The organism is Pontibacillus salipaludis (assembly GCF_014642405.1).
Classification (GTDB): domain Bacteria; phylum Bacillota; class Bacilli; order Bacillales; family BH030062; genus Pontibacillus; species Pontibacillus salipaludis.
In genome coordinates this window covers 86,070-106,750 of the sequence record NZ_BMIN01000003.1, presented here as the reverse complement: position 1 = coordinate 106,750, position 20,681 = coordinate 86,070, and the positions used below count along the sequence as shown (strand labels likewise).

General features: G+C 41.7%; 24 protein-coding genes, 1 riboswitch and 1 other annotated feature. All 24 genes read right to left on the bottom strand.

What is annotated here, in order from left to right; all coding sequences use genetic code 11:
- Positions 1 to 4 precede the first annotated feature (4 nt).
- Positions 5 to 454, bottom strand: a complete 450-nt coding sequence (gene thrR, locus IEW76_RS04460) for a transcriptional regulator ThrR (RefSeq protein WP_308422040.1) — start codon at positions 452 to 454, stop codon at positions 5 to 7.
- A 25-nt stretch (positions 455 to 479) separates the two neighbouring features.
- Entirely contained in the window at positions 480 to 1,760 is a 1,281-nt protein-coding gene (gene obgE / locus IEW76_RS04455) for a GTPase ObgE (RefSeq protein ID WP_036784716.1), read from the bottom strand.
- A 12-nt stretch (positions 1,761 to 1,772) separates the two neighbouring features.
- Positions 1,773 to 2,288: a Spo0B domain-containing protein gene (locus IEW76_RS04450; protein WP_188651314.1), complete on the bottom strand. Its 516-nt coding sequence runs from the start codon at positions 2,286 to 2,288 to the stop codon at positions 1,773 to 1,775.
- A 223-nt stretch (positions 2,289 to 2,511) separates the two neighbouring features.
- Positions 2,512 to 2,802: a 50S ribosomal protein L27 gene (rpmA, locus tag IEW76_RS04445; RefSeq protein WP_036784714.1), complete on the bottom strand. Its 291-nt coding sequence runs from the start codon at positions 2,800 to 2,802 to the stop codon at positions 2,512 to 2,514.
- A gap of 14 nt (positions 2,803 to 2,816) precedes the next feature.
- Positions 2,817 to 3,149 (bottom strand): ribosomal-processing cysteine protease Prp, encoded by a 333-nt coding sequence (locus IEW76_RS04440; RefSeq protein WP_188651312.1) that lies wholly within the window; start codon positions 3,147 to 3,149, stop codon positions 2,817 to 2,819.
- A gap of 9 nt (positions 3,150 to 3,158) precedes the next feature.
- Complete coding sequence (gene rplU / locus IEW76_RS04435; RefSeq protein ID WP_188651309.1) at positions 3,159 to 3,467, bottom strand: 50S ribosomal protein L21; 309 nt, start codon at positions 3,465 to 3,467, stop codon at positions 3,159 to 3,161.
- Positions 3,468 to 3,479: 12 nt separating this feature from the next.
- Positions 3,480 to 3,554: a sequence feature (ribosomal protein L21 leader region), on the bottom strand.
- A gap of 35 nt (positions 3,555 to 3,589) precedes the next feature.
- Entirely contained in the window at positions 3,590 to 5,044 is a 1,455-nt protein-coding gene (locus IEW76_RS04430) for an Rne/Rng family ribonuclease (protein WP_188651307.1), read from the bottom strand.
- A gap of 13 nt (positions 5,045 to 5,057) precedes the next feature.
- The gene (locus IEW76_RS04425; protein ID WP_188651305.1) at positions 5,058 to 5,924 is read right to left on the bottom strand and encodes a M50 family metallopeptidase; all 867 of its coding nucleotides are present in this window, start codon (positions 5,922 to 5,924) and stop codon (positions 5,058 to 5,060) included.
- On the bottom strand, positions 5,905 to 6,702 hold the full coding sequence (locus IEW76_RS04420) for a M23 family metallopeptidase (protein WP_188651303.1): 798 nt from the start codon (positions 6,700 to 6,702) through the stop codon (positions 5,905 to 5,907). The genes IEW76_RS04425 and IEW76_RS04420 overlap by 20 nt, the downstream gene beginning before the upstream one ends.
- 380 nt (positions 6,703 to 7,082) lie before the next feature.
- Positions 7,083 to 7,880 carry a septum site-determining protein MinD gene (gene minD / locus IEW76_RS04415; protein WP_036784698.1) on the bottom strand — a complete coding sequence of 266 codons (798 nt, stop codon included), beginning with the start codon at positions 7,878 to 7,880 and terminating at the stop codon, positions 7,083 to 7,085.
- A complete protein-coding gene (gene minC, locus IEW76_RS04410) occupies positions 7,873 to 8,562 on the bottom strand; it encodes a septum site-determining protein MinC (protein WP_188651301.1) in 690 nt (229 codons plus the stop codon). Before minC ends, minD begins: the two co-directional genes overlap by 8 nt.
- Before the next feature lie 54 nt (positions 8,563 to 8,616).
- Complete coding sequence (mreD, locus tag IEW76_RS04405; RefSeq protein ID WP_188651299.1) at positions 8,617 to 9,156, bottom strand: rod shape-determining protein MreD; 540 nt, start codon at positions 9,154 to 9,156, stop codon at positions 8,617 to 8,619.
- The gene (mreC, locus tag IEW76_RS04400; protein WP_188651297.1) at positions 9,153 to 10,049 is read right to left on the bottom strand and encodes a rod shape-determining protein MreC; all 897 of its coding nucleotides are present in this window, start codon (positions 10,047 to 10,049) and stop codon (positions 9,153 to 9,155) included. Before mreC ends, mreD begins: the two co-directional genes overlap by 4 nt.
- A 13-nt stretch (positions 10,050 to 10,062) precedes the next feature.
- Entirely contained in the window at positions 10,063 to 11,100 is a 1,038-nt protein-coding gene (locus IEW76_RS04395; RefSeq protein WP_188651295.1) for a rod shape-determining protein, read from the bottom strand.
- Between the two features lie 308 nt (positions 11,101 to 11,408).
- Positions 11,409 to 12,098 carry a RadC family protein gene (gene radC, locus IEW76_RS04390; RefSeq protein ID WP_036784687.1) on the bottom strand — a complete coding sequence of 230 codons (690 nt, stop codon included), beginning with the start codon at positions 12,096 to 12,098 and terminating at the stop codon, positions 11,409 to 11,411.
- A gap of 18 nt (positions 12,099 to 12,116) precedes the next feature.
- Positions 12,117 to 12,719 carry a Maf family protein gene (locus tag IEW76_RS04385; protein WP_188651293.1) on the bottom strand — a complete coding sequence of 201 codons (603 nt, stop codon included), beginning with the start codon at positions 12,717 to 12,719 and terminating at the stop codon, positions 12,117 to 12,119.
- A gap of 205 nt (positions 12,720 to 12,924) precedes the next feature.
- Positions 12,925 to 14,256 (bottom strand): glycoside hydrolase family 18 protein, encoded by a 1,332-nt coding sequence (locus IEW76_RS04380; RefSeq protein WP_188651291.1) that lies wholly within the window; start codon positions 14,254 to 14,256, stop codon positions 12,925 to 12,927.
- A 155-nt stretch (positions 14,257 to 14,411) separates the two neighbouring features.
- Entirely contained in the window at positions 14,412 to 15,416 is a 1,005-nt protein-coding gene (locus tag IEW76_RS04375; protein WP_188651289.1) for an SPOR domain-containing protein, read from the bottom strand.
- Positions 15,417 to 15,570: 154 nt separating this feature from the next.
- Positions 15,571 to 16,338: a hypothetical protein gene (locus IEW76_RS04370; RefSeq protein WP_188651287.1), complete on the bottom strand. Its 768-nt coding sequence runs from the start codon at positions 16,336 to 16,338 to the stop codon at positions 15,571 to 15,573.
- Entirely contained in the window at positions 16,328 to 16,912 is a 585-nt protein-coding gene (locus tag IEW76_RS04365; RefSeq protein WP_188651284.1) for a PilN family protein, read from the bottom strand. Before IEW76_RS04365 ends, IEW76_RS04370 begins: the two co-directional genes overlap by 11 nt.
- 30 nt (positions 16,913 to 16,942) lie before the next feature.
- Positions 16,943 to 17,923 (bottom strand): type IV pilus biogenesis protein PilM, encoded by a 981-nt coding sequence (pilM, locus tag IEW76_RS04360; protein ID WP_188651282.1) that lies wholly within the window; start codon positions 17,921 to 17,923, stop codon positions 16,943 to 16,945.
- A 23-nt stretch (positions 17,924 to 17,946) separates the two neighbouring features.
- Entirely contained in the window at positions 17,947 to 18,699 is a 753-nt protein-coding gene (locus IEW76_RS04355; RefSeq protein ID WP_188651280.1) for a prepilin peptidase, read from the bottom strand.
- 75 nt (positions 18,700 to 18,774) lie between these two features.
- Complete coding sequence (locus tag IEW76_RS04350; protein ID WP_188651278.1) at positions 18,775 to 19,233, bottom strand: prepilin-type N-terminal cleavage/methylation domain-containing protein; 459 nt, start codon at positions 19,231 to 19,233, stop codon at positions 18,775 to 18,777.
- 79 nt (positions 19,234 to 19,312) lie between these two features.
- Positions 19,313 to 19,396: riboswitch (cyclic di-GMP riboswitch) on the bottom strand.
- Positions 19,397 to 19,475: 79 nt separating this feature from the next.
- Positions 19,476 to 20,681 (bottom strand): type II secretion system F family protein, encoded by a 1,206-nt coding sequence (locus IEW76_RS04345; RefSeq protein WP_188651276.1) that lies wholly within the window; start codon positions 20,679 to 20,681, stop codon positions 19,476 to 19,478.

The following is a 20,681-nucleotide window of genomic DNA, read 5'->3' as shown; positions in this document are numbered from 1 at the left end:
TCAGCTATGCTCCGCTACTTACAACCTCTACTCGGTCTATAAAGTCTAAGCGTTTGAAATCTTGTAATAATTGCTCAATTGATTGACTCATACCAGATGTATTCAATGAAAGCGTTACGTTCGCTTTCCCTTGTAACGGAATCGTTTGGTGAATCGTTAAAATATTACAACCTGATTCAGCAACCGCCGCAAGTAATTGAGAAAGCGTACCAGAACGATCTTCCAAATGAAAGAAAAGCGTAATCATTTTCTCTTTCACCATTGCTTGGAAAGGGAATACAGCATCCCTATATTTATAAAAGGCACTTCGGCTTAAGTCTACTTTTTGCACCGCATCATGCACCGAATCAACCTTCCCTCTTTCAAGCAATGCTTTCGCATCTAATGTTTTCTGCATGGACTCTGGTAAAACGTCACTACGGACTAAAAAAAATTGTTCATTGTTTATACCCATGATCTAAGTTCCCCTTTTGAATAGTCTATTCGACAAATTCAAATTCAAAATCAAGTAAGCGAATCGTATCGCCATCTTTCGCACCACGTTTACGTAGGGCATCGTCTACGCCCATTGTACGTAGCTGACGAGAGAAACGGCTGACGGATTCGTCCCTGTCGAAGTTAGTCATCTTGAATAATTTCTCAATCTTCGGTCCTTTTAATACAAAGGCACCGTCAGATTCACGCGTAATTTCAAACGGAGTCTCTTCTTTTTCGAAGCGGTATACGACACGTTCTTCAACTTCCTCAACAGGTGTATCATCTTTTGGAATCGTTTCAAGAATGTCAGCAATCGCAAACAACGCTTCCTTTAAACCTCCACGTGTGATCGAAGAAACTGGGTAAATCGGAATATCTTGCTCAAGTTGTGATTTAAATTCTTCAAGCTTCTCTTCTGATTCAGGCATATCCATCTTACTCGCTAAGATGATTTGAGGACGCTCTAATATGGTCTCGTCATATTGCTTTAACTCTTCGTTAATCGTCACAAAATCCTCATATGGATCGCGCCCTTCCATACTAGCCATGTCCACAACGTGTACAATGACACGTGTTCGATCAACGTGGCGCAAGAACTGGTGACCAAGACCCACACCCTCATGAGCTCCTTCAATTAACCCAGGAAGGTCAGCCATAACGAAACTACGCTGATCTTCCGTTTCAACTACTCCCAAATTCGGAGTAATGGTTGTAAAATGATATTCAGCGATTTTAGGCTTAGCCGCACTAACAACAGATAGTAGTGTCGATTTACCTACACTCGGAAATCCTACAAGTCCTACGTCAGCCATTAGTTTTAATTCTAATGAAACATTACGTTCTACACCTGGTTCACCATTCTCAGAAATCTCAGGCGCTGGGTTGCGAGGCGTTGCAAACTTAATGTTTCCACGGCCACCTCGACCACCCTTAGCGATAATGGCTTGTTGTTTATGTTCAATTAAATCAGCAAGCACATCTCCAGTATCAGCGTCTCTTACCGTTGTTCCTGGTGGGACCGGCACAATTAGAGGATCGGAATTTTTCCCGTGCGCGCCTCTACTTTTACCATGTTCACCACGTTTTGCTTTAAAATGACGATTGTAACGGAAGTCCATAAGTGTATTTAAGCCTTCATCGACCTCAAAGATTACGTCGCCTCCGTTACCACCGTCACCACCAGCGGGGCCACCCATTGGAACATACTTTTCTCGGCGGAAGGATACACTTCCGTCTCCTCCGTCACCGGCTTTTATATAAACACTAACCGAATCGACAAACATTTCTTTCACCTCTTATTTTAATAACAAAGAGATTAACATCTGTCTGTCTGTTATCTCTATGTCTTTTACAAATTGTATTTGTTGGACCTCTGACTTAAGGCATTCCACCTCATTCAAATCACCACTCACATCCAGCGTGATTTTAGGCGAATCACCTTTTATGACAGACATCTCAATGTCGTATAAATTCATTTCATTTACATGTTGTTTCAGATGCGACATGAATTGGTTTAATGAGTGAACTAAGGACTGATCAAAAGCAGACAAGTCTAGCGAAGAATCTACATGATAGGTCATATGAAATTGATTATAATGCTCATGGAACTGCACGACCCAAAGCGAAAACCTTGGCGCCTTAAGACTCATTAGTTTTGATTCTTCTCTTGAAACCGCAATAATATGCTGAAGTTTCTCTTTTACTAATTCCATCTTGTCCATTGTGGCATAACCATACACAAGCTGTAGCTGGTTCATCCAATCATGCCGGTAGTGCCTCAAGAGATTCTCAACCTCATCAACTTTCATCATATCCCGCCCCTTTTATCATAATAGTAAAAGTATAGCAGACTTAGGGTCATTGGGAAAAGATTGTTGAAATGTAGCGATTTAATTCCAGAGGGTCATTAGAGAGGGTTTTCCTTTACGATTTCATATGACAAAAGATGCTCACCTTTCGTGCACCAACTCACCTTACCCATTCACATCTCATTAAAAAAACTCTAACCCGAAGGCTAGAGTTTTTCTAAAAAGCTTACGCTTCTTGAGCTACAGGGTATACGCTAACTTTTTTGCGGTTACGACCGTAGCGTTCAAATTTAACAACACCATCTACTTTAGAGAATAGTGTGTCGTCACCACCGATGCCTACGTTAGCACCTGGGTAAACTTTTGTTCCACGTTGACGGTAAAGAATAGAACCAGCTGTCGCAAACTGACCGTCGGCACGCTTCGCTCCAAGACGCTTAGACTCAGAGTCACGACCGTTCTTTGTACTACCTACACCCTTCTTTTGGGCGAAGAATTGTAAATTCAGACGTAGCATTGGGCTGCACCTCCTTATGGTTCGACTATTGTAATATATTGACCATAATCACGTTCAATGGTTTCGAGTGATATCATCATGCCTTCTAACAAGACTTGCGCTTTCTCAAGCATATTTGGAGAAAGGGAATCTGGGAGTTCAACTCTCAAATAACCACCTTCACCTTCTTGCTCGATGACAGGTTCAAACTCACAAAGTTCAATCACAGCATTTACTGCACCGAAAGATACAGCTGAAACAGCAGCACAAACAAGATCATGTCCATAAGGACCACTCTCAGCATGTCCACTCAATTCAAAATCTATGATGTGGCTTTGCTCATTTCGTGTTACAAGCACCTGAATCATAAGGCACCCTTACGAGTTGATTTTTTCAACAGTAAGTTTTGTGTAAGGTTGACGATGACCTTGTTTACGCTTGTAGTTCTTTTTAGGCTTGTATTTGAATACAGTTACTTTACGGCCACGATCTTGTTTGTCGACTTTAGCCGTAACAGAAGCACCGTCTACGTAAGGAGCTCCGACTTTCGTGTCTTCGCCACCTACTACAAGTACCTTGTCGAACGTTACGTTTTCACCATTAGCAGCTTCAACTTTTTCAACGTAGATTGTTTGACCTTCTTCTACTTTGACTTGTTTGCCACCAGTTTCAATAATTGCGTACATACTTGCACCTCCTCTTGCACTCAGACTCGCCATGCAGGTGCTCAAATTATGAGCTTAAAAACCTGTTTTGAGCGGTTGTAGCACTTGGTGCTACGAGACATAACATATAGATGTTACCACCTCTAAAACAACCTGTCAAGAGACCCGTCGATATAAAAAGGTCGCTCTTGCAGGTTTTTCTCATCTCCTACATAACGGATGCGATAGGAACTATCGCTTTTACTATTATTAAGGACATAGACTTCTTTGTAAAGGAAAGATTTTATTTTTTCGATGTCGATTTTCTCCTTAAATAAGGATAGGAGTTCTGGATCGACTTCAAGTACGATAATGTCCTTATCACTTCTCCGATAAGAAAGGAGTTCCCTCTCTAACTGATAGGCTTTCGTCTCAAGGGTTAAGACATAATCCGCCCTTTTTTCAGCGATTCTGTAAGGTAGAGAAGACGATGTACGCTTTCTCGTCATTTCAACTAGTCCAAGCTTCGTAAATCCTATCACTTCAGAGCGTACTGGATCTTGTTTTAGTTCTTTTTTTAAAGCCCCAATAACTTTTTTCTGGTCTTTCGGATTTTTCATCGTTATAAAGTCGATTAAAATCATACCAGATAAATTCCTAAGTCTGAGCTGTTTAGCTACTTCTTTGGCAGCTGCTACATTGGTTTGCAGTACAGATTGAGACTTTGAGGCTTTCCCCACTTTTTTGGCTGAATTTACATCAATCACCACCATGGCTTCAGTCTGATCCACCACGATCTCTGCCCCTCCCTCAAGCGTAACCTTCCGCTCAATAATCCTCTCGATTACTTGGTCTAATGTAAAAGGTTTCTCATAAGTGGAATCTTTCCACTCACACTTAGAGGCAAGATGAGGGTAACGATGATCAATGTGGCGTTTCACCCATTGTTCGTCCACTGTAATCGATTGAATTTCTTTTTCACCGTGTTGCCTCACGATTTGATCAGGTATAACAGGGTCCTCAAAGGCTAAGATAGGTGGCTTTCGATTTTGAAAGGCTGCTTCAATCTCTTCCCATTCTTGCTTTAAACGACTGCAGGATTCCAGCAAGCTCGAATCGGACACATTCTTTGCAGAAGTCCGAAATAACACTCCTTCTGTTCCCATACTCCACCTTGTGGCTAACTCCATTAATTCATTACGCCTATCTTCATCAATCTTCTTCGACACAGCATGGTATTGCCCAAATGGGAGGTAAACGATGTCCTGGCCGGGAAGCGTAACGTTCGCCGTTAACTGAGCCCCTTTATCTTCAATGGCATCCTTTGTAACCTGCACCCATAACGCCTGTCCTTCATGAATGAGCTGTTCAATTCGTTTTTGAGGATGCTGCCTCGAATCAGGAATCTCTGAACATTTCAAAAAGCCAAGCTTACTGGGGCCAAAATGCACAAAGGCCGCTTGTAAACTTGGCTCTATATTAACGACTCTTCCTCTATATATATTCCCAACGAGATCTTCATCATCTTGTCTTGAAACAGATACCATGTCGATCTCCCTATCTTCCATTACGACTGCCCATTTTTCTGTTGGCAGCGTTTGAATATAAATGTCTTTCATCTTTTCACCTTCTCTATGAAGCAAACCATTCTGCGAGTTCTGCTGCTTTAGCTCGAGATTGTTTCATCGTGAAATAATAATACAAACATTCGCCTTCATCAATTTGCGCACGGCTTTGATTCGGACGTGTCACAAAAATTTGATGATGGTTTCCACGTTTGAATTGCCTAAAAATGTGCATCACAGGAATATCTTCATTTACATGTATGGCACGGAGCTTATGAACCTTTTCGCCATTCTGTTCATGGCGTTTCATTAGATATCGCAGAAAGGAATACTCTCTTTGCTTCCATTCTAGCCGATTTTCCCACAACAAGAAAGCTGCCAAAAAGATTGTACTTAAAGAAAAAGGTAAGAAAATTAAAGCAAAGATTAGCGAAACAGCTAGGAAGAATAGCGATAAGTACAATAAGATTTGCTGAGCGCGTACAAACGGCAACGCATAGGAGAGAGAAAGGAACAAAAGCTTTCCACCATCAAGTGGCCAAATCGGTAATAAATTAAACAAAAATAAAATCCCATTGTATACATGCATCATCTCTATGGTGGCCGGGGAGAACCATCCTGCATACCCCAACAAGGATATAGCACCCCACAACCACACATGTTGTAATGGCCCAGCTACAACAACAAGAACCTCTTCATGGAATGGTCTTGTATGATGTTCTTCTGTTTCCATCACACCACCAAAAGGCCACAGCATAACCGAGCGAATTCTCCACTTAAAAAAGCGGGCCATTGCATAATGACCCAGCTCATGTATCCATACAAGTGAGAACATGATAACAAGTTGCCACAGGGAACCGGTTAAAATTCCGATTCCTAGCAGCATCCAAAGCAGCGGATGAACGTGAAAATGATTATTGATCAGCCTCGTCATGAACCTGGATCACCTCAATTGGATCAACAAATTGACCACCTTTTTGTATGGCAAAATAGACCTTCTCAGCTGTACCGTTCTCAGCAGGTGCCGTCTTCCCGATTACATTGCCCGCTGAGACCTGTTGGTATTGGTTCACATTAATTTCAGATAAGTACCCGTAATGAGACTTACTGCCATCTGCGTGCTGGATAATGACGGTATTCCCTGTATCTTCTTTCTTTCCAGCGAACTCCACCATTCCGGAACCAGAAGCGAGAATATCTTCTTGTGAAGACGTTTCAATGACTACCCCCTGACCATTTGTTTGAAATGACTCCCTAATACTTCCACTCACAGGGAGAGCTAGTTCGCCCGCTGCAGTTGGAACAACCTCATCTTCTCCCGGAGATTGAGGGAGAAACGCTAATGGTTCACCAAACTTATCCATATACCACTGATTCACAGCAGCAAATTGAAACTCTTCTGTCACCGCCTGATCTACCCATTGTTGCGGGGTCTCGAGGAATGCGGCATCGAGTCTGTAAAGGATCGCAACGGAGAAAAATAAAACACCTGCAATAACACTTTTAAATAAGAAAGCCGTCAGGAACTGAGCGTTTGCATTTGAACCACGATCGTTTTCGGAAAAAGGGAAGTAGCCGTATTTCTCTTCTTCTTGCACATAAGAAACAGCCTGAGTTGTTGATGTTGATGTAGACTTTCGTTCTCCTCCCACCCCTCGTTTCTTTTTTCGTTCCGCAATTGATCTTCGAATGTCTTTAACGTCTCTTTTCATAGCCTCTCCTCATTCCTTCATCCATTCTTTGTACAAGTTTATGATGGAGGTAGACGAGTTATGAATTCGGAGAAAGAATAAGGGGAGGATTTCTCAATATTGTGTGCATGGGGACGTGACGTTATTGAGCGCTTGGGGTGTCTGGGGAACGACTCGCTTTCCGCGGGCGGCCCCACACGATGTGGGGTCGTATGGGGCCGCGGAAAGCGAGTGTTTCCCCGAACCACCTTACGTTCTAATAACGCAAACGGAAACATCCTCTCAACTTCTAATCTCCAACCCTCCTTCTTGGTTCTTATACAACCTTTACAAAAAAAGCTCAGTCCAGCGCTTTAATAAGCACTGGACTGAGCTTTTCACTATTCGTCTAGATATAACGTTTAAGAACGGATTCCAAAAAATCGTTTTACCTTAGAAACAAAGCTTTTATTTTCTTCTAGTGATAATAACGGCACCGATTCTCCAAGGATTCTTCTTGAGATGTTCCGGTAGGCTAATGCTGCTTTTGTATTCGGTTGAAAGGCTACAGGTTCTCCGTGATTGGATGCTTTAATGACCTCGTCATCATCAGCCACGATTCCTAATAGATCAATAGATAAGATGGTTACAATTTCGTCGACATCTAACATATCTCCATTTTGGACCATGTGATTACGAATGCGGTTTACAATAAGACGAGGAGGTTCTACATCCTCTTGTTCTAACAAACCTATAATTCGATCGGCATCACGTACTGAAGATTTCTCCGGTGTTGTTACAACGATAGCTTTATCAGCACCAGCTACAGCATTTTTATATCCTTGTTCAATACCTGCAGGACAATCAATTAATATGTAATCATAGTCCTGCTTTAATTCTTGAACGATCGTGACCATACCTTCTGGAGTTAAATCTGACTTATCACTGGTCTGGGCAGCAGGTAATAAAGATAGGTCCTCAAAACGCTTGTCCTTTATTAAAGCTTGCTTAAGGCGGCAACGCTCTTGAATGACATCGACAATGTCATAGATAATACGATTCTCAAGCCCCATCACCACGTCTAGGTTCCGAAGTCCAATATCTGTGTCAACTAAACACACCTTCTTCCCCATAAGCGCTAAGGCTGTTCCGAGGTTGGCTGTAGTCGTGGTTTTTCCGACGCCACCTTTTCCTGATGTAATTACGATCGACTCACCCATTTAGCATGCTCCTTTCTACCCCTGCTAACTCAGGGCGCTTTTGTGTGAGAAGTTGCAAACGATCAATTATGATCTTTTCTTCTTTGTCATCTACATACCCGCATTCCATATACGCTCCCTCTGCCTCATCATAATCAGGAGATCGGCTTAGAAAATCCGCAATGCGAAGCTGGTTAGGCTTCATGTATGAAGCAGCGATAACAGCTTTTGTATTTCCATTTACGCCAGCGTGGGCGATTCCTCTTAGGTTTCCCATTACATAGATGTTTCCTGTTGCGACAATTTTACCACCTGGATTTACATCACCTACAAGCAATAAATCACCGCGAACCTCTAACACTTGTCCACTTCGAATGACTTTGAAGATTGGATTAACAGCACGGTCAATCTCCCATTCTTGTGCTTCATCCTTCGTTATCACGTTAGAGTGAATTTCATCAATAACTAGTTTATTATGACGCCGAATCACTTCACGAAGCTCTTCTTTTTGCTCTTCATTTAAGTACCGATTTCCTAGCTGAATATTCACAGTAATCATCGGTTGGTCTTCGTCAACATAATTCCCCGAAATCTTTCGGTCTAGTTCAAACAAAACATCGTGAAATGAGCATGTATCATCAATGTGTAATGTTAGGCCATCTTTTGTGCCTTTTATAGTAACGACTTGCTTCTTGGTACTCACGGAAGCTTCACCTCAAACAATATATTCGACTCTTTGTCTCGCAATTCCTTTTGCCTACACGGCTTTCTGGCTTGCCAATTGCTCTTCTGACCACTTGTAGAGAAGCGGTGGTAAGAATGGATATAAAACGAGCGTGAAGACTAGGTTAGCCAGTAATGTGGGAATCAAACTCATAAGCGCATAGGTTTTCCACGTCATTACAAACCCTTGTACGGAAGAATACAAGAAGAATATGAGAGCATCAGCTAATGCTACACCAACTATACTCATTAGAATTGCGACAAACATGTTTGCATGTAAGAGCTTCTTCAATCCATGGATGATATAAGCCGCAATTCCGTAGGTAAACATATATACCCCTAAAATATCTGTATAAAGGAGGTCAAAAAGAAAACCAAATATAATGCCGTACAACACACAATAATACGTGCTGTCAAAATCGTAAAATATAGCTATGTACACGAGGATGACAAACACCCAATGCGGGATCATATAGTAATCAGAGAGCAGCCATTCTTTCGGCAGGAAATCTGTAGCCGTCCCTTCTAAGATAAGAAATACTAAAAGAATAGCAGGAAGGAGTAAACGCTTCATTGTCCCTCCTCCTCTTCATTTGAATCCTCAGGTTGTTCATCGAGCTCTGGTGAGAACATATCACGATCTACAACAGACACGTGGTTAATCTCATAAAAGTCAGCTGCTGGTTCAACATAAGCAAGCTGGGTTAGGCCGTATTCATCAATAACAACCTCACGCACTTTCCCAATTTCTAACCCACTAGGAAATACGCCTCCCATTCCTGAGCTAACGACAAGCTGGCCTTTTTCAATCTTGGCATCATAAGGGATTTCCTTCAAGAGAAGAGCTTTCTTCTCTTCATCATACCCACCTTCGATTAGACCATATTGATTGTCGTCTCCGACTACTTTCGCGTGGATAAGGTTACTTCCTCCAAATCCACTCAGAAGCTGTATGGTTGAAGTTACCTGAGAGGTGCTCTGGATTTTCCCAATCATTCCTTTACCAGTAATGACTGCCATACCTTTTTGAACACCGTGTTGCTCACCTCTGTTAATTGTAAGCTGCTTATACCACCGTTCTTCAGGCCCTCGCGCAATAACAGTAGCCTGAATGGGGGTATAACCACCTAAGCTTTCATTCTTATCTAACATACTGCGAAGCTCTTTATTCTCTTTTCTTAAAAGCTGTATATCTTCAAGTAAATTGCGGTCCTCAAGCAACTTTTGCTTCAACACTTTATTCTGTTCATACGTGTTTTTAATATCTGACACGTTGTCGAATGTCCCTGTAACAAACTGCACTGGGGCATGAAAAGCTGTCTGAACCCAACCGATTGTATCTTGCAAGAATTGCTCTGGCAGGGTTAAATTCTCTCGATCTCGAATCGTGAATCCAATGAGCGCCACCAGAAATATAATACTTACAAGAATGATAATCAGTCGCTTATTTCGAAAAAATGATGGCATACCTTACACCTACTTAATCCATGCTTCTAGAAGCCACGTTCGGCTGTGATCTAAAGTGATGAATATATTCTAAAGATTTACCTGTACCAATTGCGACACAATCAAGTGGGTCTTCCGCCACAAACACAGGCATCTTCGTTTCATCGCTAATAACTGTATCAATATTCTTCAGAAGGGCTCCGCCTCCAGTCAAGACAATACCACGATCCATGATATCTGCTGAGAGCTCTGGAGGAGTTTTCTCAAGCGTATTTTTCACGGCATCCACAATCTGATCGACTGTGTCTTTAAGCGATCCTGCAATCTCTTCAGCGGTAATGGTAATCGTCTTCGGCAGACCCGTTACAAGGTCACGCCCTCTAATATCCAATTCTTCACCTTCTGCAGGATTTCCTGCTGTTCCGATTTCCATTTTTAGCGTCTCAGCTGATCGTTCACCAATCATTAGATTATATTGCTTCCTAATGTATTGGATAATGGAGTCATCCATCTCATCACCTGCCACACGAATGGATTGACTCGTAACAATTCCACCAAGTGAGATAATCGCTACTTCTGTGGTTCCTCCACCAATGTCTACAACCATACTACCAGTCGGTTCCCACACTGGCAAACCAGCACCAATCGCAGCAGCAAAAGGCTCAGCTATCGGGAATGCATCCTTAGCTCCAGCTTGTTTCGTAGCATCAATAACTGCACGTTCTTCCACCATTGTGATACCTGAAGGAACACAAACCATTACATTTGGTTTTCTGGCGAATGAGGAACGATTTTTCTGAGCTTTCTTGATGTAATATTTCATCATAGCAGCTGTTGTATCGTAGTCTGCAATAACCCCATCCTTCATTGGTCGAATGACAGATATATTAGCAGGAGTACGCCCAACCATATTCTTAGCCGAGCTACCTACCGCCTGAATTTCCCCTGAGTTCATATTTTTAGCAACAACAGAAGGTTCTCTGACGACTACCCCTTTACCTTTTAAGAAAACTAGTGTGTTAGCCGTACCTAAATCAATACCTAAATCTTGCGAAAATCCAAATCCAACCACCTTACATCTTCCTTTCTATGACCAGTTCACGAACGTATTTATCCGTTCTCATAATTATTATGTAACCTAAACATCATTTGATTTAATTTCCCTGTTTTCCATCATTAGGAACATCATTTTTTTATCAAGTGAACAAGCGCCAAACGTAAGTAAGGATACTTAACGCCTGGCGCTTGATAGCATTGGGTTTCTTTTCAATTATACGAAAAAACAGAAGAAATAGATAGTAGTAATCGGGTCATTTTTTCTAGAATAGGCAGATAGAAGGAATGGGGGAGTAGAGTAATACAATTAAAACAGCAATAGTCTTACAAATATCCCTTTTCTTTAAGGGAGACATATTTGTGATCACCAATGACAAGGTGATCAAGAACCTCAATCCCTAACATCTTTCCACACTCGATAAGCCGACGTGTGACGTGGATATCTTCTTGAGATGGGGAGGGGTCACCTGAGGGATGATTATGGGCACATATAATTGAAGCTGCAGAGCGTTTCACAGCCTCTTTGAACACCTCTCTAGGGTGTACGATTGAGGCATTTAGACTGCCAATAAAAATAGTTTGTCTATGAACGACTTGATTTTTTGTATTTAAAAAAAGGACCACAAAGTGCTCCTGCTTTAAATCGCGCATTTCTTCCATGACGTAATCAGCCCCGTCTTCAGGACTTCGAATAGTATATCGCTCTGTTGGTTTATGAAAATGAATCCGCTTGCCAATTTCAAGAGCCGCCAGAACATTAACAGCTTTCGCTTCTCCTATGCCTTTAATGGCTGTTAGCTCTTCAATCGTTGCATCTTTCAATAACAGTAACCCCTCAAAATGAACGAGCAGTCTTTGAGATAAAGAGGTCACCGATTCTTTCTTGGTACCTGTTCCTAACAAAATAGCCAGCAGTTCTTGATTAGACAATTGACGTGCCCCCAGTCGAATCAGTCTTTCTCTTGGACGATCTTCCTGGGGGACCTGCTTAATAAATACAGGCACTTCTGGCACATCAACGCCTCCCTTCACTTAATTCCCTGTACGCTCATTCTCTAATTCAGGTAAAGAAGGATAGACGCCATAAGCTTGCAAGGAGCGAACGACTCGAGAAAGAGGCAGACCAACGACATTGTTGTAGTCCCCTTTAATTCCTTTTACCAATGTAGCGCCGTACGTCTGAATACCATAGCCCCCTGCTTTATCAAAAGGATCGCCTGTTTCGATATAGTATTCGATTTCATCCTTCGTTAGTGGCCAGAATTCAACTGTCGTCTTCTCCACTATAAACGACTCTTGTTCTGACGAGCGAAGCATAACCCCCGTGTAGACTTCGTGTTGAGCACCACTTAACATAGAAAGCATCTCATAAGCCTCATCAGCTGATTGTGGCTTACCAAGTACTTTCCCTTCATAACTTACGATTGTGTCGGCACTTAGAATCACTTCATTGTGCTCCTGAAGGTTGACCGTACGGTTTTTAAGTTCAGCTAGAGCTTGAACGTAAGCACGAGGATTATAAAATGGTAAGCTTGACTCGTCCGCATCCTGCTTTCTTGTTTGAAATGGGATATGAACTTGTTCTAATAGTTCTTTTCTTCTTGGAGAAGAAGAAGCCAAAATAAGTTGTGACATATACATCATCCTTTTCTCGTTGTTCTGATCGTTACAGGGTAGTTTCATCATACCTCCTCAAAGCCACCCTAGCAAAAGGGTGAAAACAACTATTACATTCTTTACAGTATTTTAATATCGTTTTTTTCATATACAAAAATGCAAAATCGCGTTCTAGATATAAGCGGAAATAGAAAAAAGCAAACCCAACAGCTCTTTTTTCCCTTTATTCCCGCACGCTAAACTCAGATCTCAATAATGTTTCGCTTTGGCGCATGCTAAAGTCTAGCTGCCAAGCCCCCATTCCACCTAACTGATAGTCTCGAACGAGTTCAAACTTCGCTAATAAGCTCCTCGGGTCTTCAAACCACACTTCATGGGTACGACCTTGTTCATCTTTGTAACGAAACCACGGTGCTTCTGACTGCTCATCATAAAAGATCTGACTCTCATGATGAATATATTTTGCAATGGCATTTTGGACAGAATAAGCTTCTCCTTTCACACGCTTTTCACCAGAAATCACCCAATCATAGGCATACATAGGAATACCAAGCATGAGCTTTTCCCTTGGCACAACAGATGTAGCAAAGTCTAACGTCTTTTTCACCTCTTGAATAGGCGCAATGGGGCCAGATGGTCCACCAAGCCAATGCCAATTGTAGGTCATGAGAAAAAGACTGTCTGCATGCTCCCCGAGCGTCTTATAATCAAAAGCCGCGCTATAAGAAGGAGATTTACTCCCTTTCAGTGGGGGAACAGCAATATGCACTTCCATATTATTAGGGTGGAGGCGATCACTAAGCTCTTTAATAAAAAGAGAAAACAAGGACCGGTCTTCGGGATGAAGTCCTTCAAAGTCAATTACGACACCTTTGTAATCATGACGGTCCAACAAAAGGTAGAGGTGATTGATAAATGTCTTTCGCTTCTTTTCTGTACGAATAAGTTCATGGGCAAGGTCCGGGTCGAAGCCCTTTGAACTTAAGTTTGTCACAGTAGCAAATGGCAATATCCCTTTTCTCCATGCTTTGTTAACACTCCCCTTCAATGAGATGGAGGTTAACGTTCCATCTCTACTCGGGGTGTAGCTGAATAAGTAAATCGTTGTTAAATACTGACCAAGATTATCAATAATATTCTCATTGTATACTTCGTCCTTAGGGATAAAATAAGCTCCAACTTTTACAGGAGTCTTTTGCTTTTTTGGAACAGTAAGCGTCTGACCTTTAAGAATCGTTGTGGATTTCAAACCATTCTTCTCCATGATTTCATTCACGCTTACCTTGTGGCGCTTTGCGATCTTATATAAAGTATCTGATGGTTGAACAATGTATGCCTGACCTGGTACTACAATGGACTGGCCTCGCACAAGCTTTCGTTCTTTAGGCATTCCGTTTAGCTTTGCGAGCTGATCTGGTGTGATAGTGTAGCGTTCCCCTATATTGTAGAGCGTATCGCCTTTTTGAGTAATATGAATGATTTCAGCTTTAATCTGATCTTCTGATGTAAATAGAATAAACAACAGTACTACCCCAACACATACATAACCTTTCATAATAAAGCCTCCTTCGATACCGTTAGGATACCTACAAAGAGGGCTTTATTATGCACTCTTACTCCAGTGTTAGTTCCGATCGTTTAAAGATCTCATTATGAATAAAGCTTAAGCATAAAAAAAGGCGCTCCCTTCACAGGAAGCACCTTTATGCTTTACTTCAGATATTGTTCGTAGGCATGCCATACAGAAAGCATACTCGTTTGCATATCCCAAAGGCTTGTTGTACTTTTATTCTGTTCAAATGCTTGGGCTGCTTGGCTAAATTGATTAAAGCTTTCTTGGATCGGCGAGGTTCTCTCTGAAGCTTCATTTGGAATCGCTTTTTTCCAAGCATCAGCCTTAGCTGCTAAATCAGAAGCAGTGCCTGAACCTGTTTCAATTAAGGACGTTGTCGCTGGCAATACATTCTTCCACGCTTCCACACCAGATTGAATCCATGTTCCTTCAGCTTTTGCTACCTTTTTTTCGCCACTTCCTACATGCCACTCTTTCACAAACGTTTCAAATCCCTGTTCTTTTAAATACGTGGCAATCTTCTCTCCATCCTCCTTAGAAGAAGCAACGCCTGCAAATAAGTAAAATTGTCCATCTCTAGGCCAGATATAACCCTCTAATCCCTTCTCAGATAAATTGCTCGCCCACGTTTTTGCCTTCTCTTCCGTTGAGAAGATCCCGGCTTGTACAACATAGGCAGAAACTCCAGGAAATGAAAGAGCTTGCGCATTCCCATTGCCTGCTACTCCCCCTTTATCTTGAGCAGTGCCTGGCTGAAGCGCTGGCATAGCAGGCTGAGCCCCACCATTAGCACTACCCTCAATTCCACCAAAGATTCGAATCATGATAAAGCCGATTAGTGTCCCTACAAGAATGGCAGAAGCGGCAGCAATTAATAATTGCTTCATTTCAGAAGGGAGAGAAAATGATCGCTTCTTGGGAGAATAATTCCGCTCAAAAACGGGTAACTTCTCCTTTTTAACCTCTTCCTTAGTGTGCTTTTTCTTTTCTTGCTCTTCCATCCACTCCTCTATCGCAGACGCCTGCTCTTCTTTGGCGACGACTAACTCATCTGTAACATTCTTTTCCTTCACATCTTTGTCCCGGTCAAGATACGTATCTTCTCCATTAATGCGAACGGAGATCTTATTGTGCTTGTCCACATGCTCCCCTCATTTCTCTACTAGTTTGTTTCAATCTATCACACGACTAGAGAAAAGAAAGGCGACTTCTGTCATCTGGGGTTCTCGTCTTTTCGCCATGATTTGGCAAAAAGGAATAAAAACACCCTTTCAGTTTGAAAGGGTGTACGTTGCTCTATTGTTCATCCTCGGATAAATCTTCATCATCTTCTTCAAATGGCGTCTCTTTTTGAGATGGGTCTGGGTAGTGATATTGTGGAAGTTCATCTTTCAGACCGCTTAAATCAGGTTCATAAAAGGCAGAAAAGGTTACTAGAAAAGAAACTTGTTCGCCCTCATCAGTAGTAGAATCATTTGGTTGAAACTCGATCTCATCAAAACTAACTAGGCGAGGAATCCGTTCTAGTTCTTCAAGGAATAGCGTTAAATCTTCGAAACTCTTTGCCAGGACGTTAACTTGGTACGTAAGTGCATTCACCGATGGCATAACAGGAGGGGGATCAACCGCTAATGCTTCTTCTTCTACTTCTGCTTCCTCTTCCACTTTTTCTTCTGTTTCACTGGTAGGTTCAGCCGTATCTACAATCTCATCTTCTTCCACTTCTATTATTTCGTCTCCATTTAGAATCACTGACTCAATAAATGTGCCAGACACGTTTTCAGCCCGTTCTATAGCCAGAATGACTTGGTCCTGAACAGGTAGGACTGGGAGCTTTAATTGAAGTTCGCGTGAGGTTTTCAAAGTAAGATCTTGTTGCTCTGTTTCTTGCTCTGCTAACGAATTGAGTATTCTTTCCTCATTTTTGAGTGAAGATTTCACTTGGTCTACTTCCTGAAGTGCTGGATCTACATAGAGAGAGTGAACAATCCAGTAAAAAGCCAAGAAGACGATGAGCAGTATAACTACAACAATCGTATGTATTCGTCTCCATTCAATTTTCATCGTCCTCTTCCCCCTCTTCCCATAGGTCTTCATTAAGCGTCACTTCATATTCAGCCACATATCTCGGTCTGTACTGAGTGGGGTCTAAGTCTTCCTCGAGCACGTTCGACGTAATTTGTTGAACCGACACGTTTTCAACATAATCTTCATCAATTAGCGCATTTGTATAAGCTGCCACATCCTGAAAGTCATCAAATCGAACATAAAGCAGCAGCGATTGGGGACGAACATAGACGTATCGCTCAAAGAATCCACGCTTAGGTAACAAAGACACCATTCGTTCAAGAAGTGAAACTGCAGGGAAAAGGTTGCTTTCTAATGCCTCGACAGAACGCTGCAATTCAAGACGATTGGTCTGAACTTCATCTTTCAGCGCTTCCTGATACTCCTGTTGCGCTACTCTCACTTGCTGAATGTGACCATTCACTTCTTCTACTTCATCTAAAGCTGCTTGCTTGTCCATGTGTAGGAGGAGCCAAATGAAGAGGATGGCAAGGACAGCTGCAAGCGCCAGTAAATAAGGCACCATATTTTGTTTCTCTTTCTGTTCAAGTAAATTTATTTCTACCTTCATCGACTTTCGATCCCCCTAACGTCTTCCCACCTATGGTTTCAGAGCTAAGCCTACGGACTCCGCATATCGAAATGGAATGATCTCATCCTCGGCTACTGAAAATTCATGAGAATCAATCATTTTTACGTTCAACTGAAAAGTGTTCTGGCACTTTTCATACACTTTATGTAACAAAGGAAAATCACCTGAAATTAATAGATTCGTAACAGCGGATTCGCCATTAGTGACTGAATAACGATAGAAGTTCATAATCCGTTCGACCTCTCTCATCTGTTCCTCTATATAGGCTTCAATTTCTTGATCATCGCCTGTAAAACTCACGGCTGAATCCCCTTTAACCGGAACTTCCCACAGGTTGGGATCTAACCCACTCTTCATGTAACGTGTAAATTGAGGATGGCAATTATGAAAGACCGTTAACACGACACCATCCAAATTCCACTGAAGGGATAGTAAATGATCATCTGAACGAGCATGATCCAAATCATAATATAAACGGTATAAAGACAAGAAAGTCAGGTCGGCTACAGCTGGTTTCGTATTCGCATCTAAGAGAGCAGACTCAAAAGCCCGAACCCGAGATTCCGGATAGGCAAACAAGAGCACTTCATTCATATTTTCCTTCTCTTCTAACACAACATAATCAAATACAGGCTCTTCAAAAGGAAGGTGCAATCCTTCACCGATCTGCATATACAAGTAGCCCTTCACCTCATCAGCCGTCTTTAAATCATTTGGGATATGAAACGACTTAATAATAACGGAGGCATCCGGCACGCTAAAGTATACCTTCTTCTTACGCCACTCTTTCTCTTCAGTCAACTCCTCAATAACTGAAGCAAGTTTCCTTGCATCCACGACCTTACCTTCTTCTATAATTCCACTTTCTAGATAACGTTCTCCGTAATCCACTATGCCAGTAAGTTCCGGGGTGTCACATTCTATATATCGGAGTACATGGTCTTTAAATATAATGTTAATGCGCTCTTTTGACTTTCGAAAGTTAAACATACTAAAGTCACCTGCCTTTCTGATTAGAATAAGTGAAGGTACCAATCAATAATAGGAGCTTTGAAGAAATAACTTGTTAGTGCACCCAACACAATGTAAGGACCAAACGGCACCGGCTTTTTCCGATCAATCTTCTTAAACAAAAGCAAGACTCCACTTATGAGAGATCCGTATAAAGTAGATAAGAAGAAAGCTAACAGCACTCCTGGCAATCCAAGCACAATGCCAATAACACCAAACAGCTTCATATCTCCGCCTCCCATACCGCCTCGGCTGGCGATAATTATAATGGCTGTTAAAACGAGCCCTGTCGCCCCTCCAGCTAACGAATCCCACCACGGATCGAGAGGAGAAACGATCCTCCCTATTATAAGGAGGGGTAAGAAAAAGAGCAGGATTACATTAGGGATTAGCATATAGGTGAGGTCGGTTACGGTAATAATAACGAGTAACGAGGTGAACAGGAGCGCAACGATGAGTTCAGCTGAGAAGCCGAATCGTATAAAGCTATAAGCAAACAAAAATCCCGTAGTCGCTTCGACTATCGGGTATAGGGGTGAAATGCTAGTTTTGCAGTTGCGGCATTTGCCTTTTAGGGTTATGTAGGATAAGACCGGATATAAGTCCAGCCAATTTAGCTTGTAACCACACTTGGGGCAGTAGGAACGAGATTCTTTTAACATCTCATTCTTTGGAACCCGTTGACCAACCACGTTAAAAAAAGAACCAAATATGAGACCTAAAATTGTGAAATATGTAAGATATAATACGCCCATATGTTTAACTCCAATATGTAATAGAATTGAAGATCCCTCTGCAGAGGGATCTTCATATGTCAATTATATAAATTATCAATTATCTTCATCTACATGTTCCCTTGTTGCACTATCCATATCTTCCCCAGAATTATCTCCATCGATCGTGTTTAGTTTATACTCACCATTAGTAATATTCACATTATAAGTTACTTTGCCAGCATCATCTTTAGAAGAAGTAACAGTACCACTGAAATCATTAGTGTTTTCTAAATATCCATTGCTAGACAACTCTGATAATGAAACATCCATACCATTAGTAGCATCTGTAAAAACTTCATTAGATGGTTCAGCTGTATACATTAGTCGATATGATTCCACAGCCTGTTCAGCTGTCCTTAACACTGAGTCCTTTTTTCCATTCTCCACCACATTAGCTATACTAGGAATCGCGATCGCCGCAATAATCCCTAAAATAACAATAACTGCAAGTAGTTCAACAAGCGTAAAACCTTTCTCATCTTTGTTCATCAGTTGACGAAACTTCTTTAACATGAGTCTGTTCTCCCCTTTTTATCATTAAAAATTATGAAACTCTCAATACAAAAACGACCACACCATAAACCTTTCTCCTTTTATGTACGGTCGGTTGCACTACTCGCTCCAGGGTGGCTAAGTGCCCATATACAGCCAGCCTTTCGTTGCTTCCGATGGTATGTTAGTACGTGTAATCATCTACATCCATTATAGTAAATACGTCTCATTATTACCACTATTATCTTATAAATTTAGCACATTTACCCAATTTGCTCAAAAATAGAGAACATCGGGATGGCAATGGCTGCTACAATGCCGCCGACGATCAGCGCAAGGAAGGCGATCATAACAGGTTCTATTAAACTTTTAATCCGATCTGTTGCGTAATCAAGCTCAGATTCATAGAAATCCGCTACTTTCCCTAGCATATGGTCTAAAGAACCAGAGCTCTCTCCAACAGAGACCATTTGCGTCACAAGCGGAGGGAAGATCCAGTGTTTTTGCATAGGAGCTGCCATCGATTCTCCCTTTTCAAGAGATTTTCTTGTCGTTTTCAAGACCGATTCGACAACTTTATTGCCGACGATGCGTTCTGTAATGTACACCGCCTGTAAAATCGGCACAGAACTATTAAATAATGAGCTCATCGTCCTTGTCATACGAGCGAGTACTGCCTTTTGAATAAGAGGGCCGAATATAGGGATTCTTAATTTCACAAGGTCTAGTCCATAAGAGAATCGCGGGTACTGTTTCATATACTGAATTCCGCCATAAAGGAGGAGTGGAATGACGATAAACAACCACCACATGCTCTGAGATAGTTCCCCTAAACTCATCACAAATTGTGTAATCGGAGGGATGTCACCTCCAAAGGATAGGAACATATCCGCAAACCTTGGGACGACGAAGCTTAATAAAAAGATCACGATACCGATGGCAATAACTAATACAACTATAGGGTACGCGAGAGCCGAAATGACCTTTTGTCGTGTGTCATACTGCTTCTCATAATAAGCAGCAAGACGGTCTAAAATTTCATCAAGGTTACCCCCAGCCTCACCAGCGCGAACCATATTGACAAATAGGTCAGGGAAAATCTTGTGATGCTTTTCTGCCGCATCTGAGAAGGAAAGACCTCCTTCAAGATCTTCTGCTATTTGAGTGAGAGCACGCTGAAGTGCTTTACTCGATGTTTGTTCTTTTAATATATAAGTAGATTGAATGAGCGATATCCCTGATTCAAGCAGCGTCGCAAATTGACGAAGGTAAATGACAAACTCTTTATTTTTCACCTGACTGCCTAGTTGAATATCTTTATACAAAATGCTATTTAGTTCATTAATGGTTGCAACGGTCATTCCGTCTTCTTTTAATTTCCCAACAGCTTCTCGCTTAGAGTCCGCTTTTATACGTCCTTCCTTCATCTTTCCCTTAGAGGTACGGGCTTTGTACTTGAAGTAAGCCAT

Bases quoted from the DNA above. Each gene is read 5' to 3' on its own strand.
- thrR (WP_308422040.1), bottom strand. From the start codon at position 454: ATGGGTATAAACAATGAACAATTTTTTTTAGTCCGTAGTGACGTTTTA.
- obgE (WP_036784716.1), bottom strand. From the start codon at position 1,760: ATGTTTGTCGATTCGGTTAGTGTTTATATAAAAGCCGGTGACGGAGGA.
- IEW76_RS04450 (WP_188651314.1), bottom strand. From the start codon at position 2,288: ATGATGAAAGTTGATGAGGTTGAGAATCTCTTGAGGCACTACCGGCAT.
- rpmA (WP_036784714.1), bottom strand. From the start codon at position 2,802: ATGCTACGTCTGAATTTACAATTCTTCGCCCAAAAGAAGGGTGTAGGT.
- IEW76_RS04440 (WP_188651312.1), bottom strand. From the start codon at position 3,149: ATGATTCAGGTGCTTGTAACACGAAATGAGCAAAGCCACATCATAGAT.
- rplU (WP_188651309.1), bottom strand. From the start codon at position 3,467: ATGTACGCAATTATTGAAACTGGTGGCAAACAAGTCAAAGTAGAAGAA.
- IEW76_RS04430 (WP_188651307.1), bottom strand. From the start codon at position 5,044: ATGAAAGACATTTATATTCAAACGCTGCCAACAGAAAAATGGGCAGTC.
- IEW76_RS04425 (WP_188651305.1), bottom strand. From the start codon at position 5,924: ATGACGAGGCTGATCAATAATCATTTTCACGTTCATCCGCTGCTTTGG.
- IEW76_RS04420 (WP_188651303.1), bottom strand. From the start codon at position 6,702: ATGAAAAGAGACGTTAAAGACATTCGAAGATCAATTGCGGAACGAAAA.
- minD (WP_036784698.1), bottom strand. From the start codon at position 7,880: ATGGGTGAGTCGATCGTAATTACATCAGGAAAAGGTGGCGTCGGAAAA.
- mreD (WP_188651299.1), bottom strand. From the start codon at position 9,156: ATGAAGCGTTTACTCCTTCCTGCTATTCTTTTAGTATTTCTTATCTTA.
- mreC (WP_188651297.1), bottom strand. From the start codon at position 10,049: ATGCCATCATTTTTTCGAAATAAGCGACTGATTATCATTCTTGTAAGT.
- IEW76_RS04385 (WP_188651293.1), bottom strand. From the start codon at position 12,719: ATGTCACAACTTATTTTGGCTTCTTCTTCTCCAAGAAGAAAAGAACTA.
- IEW76_RS04380 (WP_188651291.1), bottom strand. From the start codon at position 14,256: ATGAAAGGTTATGTATGTGTTGGGGTAGTACTGTTGTTTATTCTATTT.
- IEW76_RS04370 (WP_188651287.1), bottom strand. From the start codon at position 16,338: ATGAAAATTGAATGGAGACGAATACATACGATTGTTGTAGTTATACTG.
- IEW76_RS04365 (WP_188651284.1), bottom strand. From the start codon at position 16,912: ATGAAGGTAGAAATAAATTTACTTGAACAGAAAGAGAAACAAAATATG.
- pilM (WP_188651282.1), bottom strand. From the start codon at position 17,923: ATGTTTAACTTTCGAAAGTCAAAAGAGCGCATTAACATTATATTTAAA.
- IEW76_RS04355 (WP_188651280.1), bottom strand. From the start codon at position 18,699: ATGGGCGTATTATATCTTACATATTTCACAATTTTAGGTCTCATATTT.
- IEW76_RS04350 (WP_188651278.1), bottom strand. From the start codon at position 19,233: ATGTTAAAGAAGTTTCGTCAACTGATGAACAAAGATGAGAAAGGTTTT.
- IEW76_RS04345 (WP_188651276.1), bottom strand. From the start codon at position 20,681: ATGGCTTACTTCAAGTACAAAGCCCGTACCTCTAAGGGAAAGATGAAG.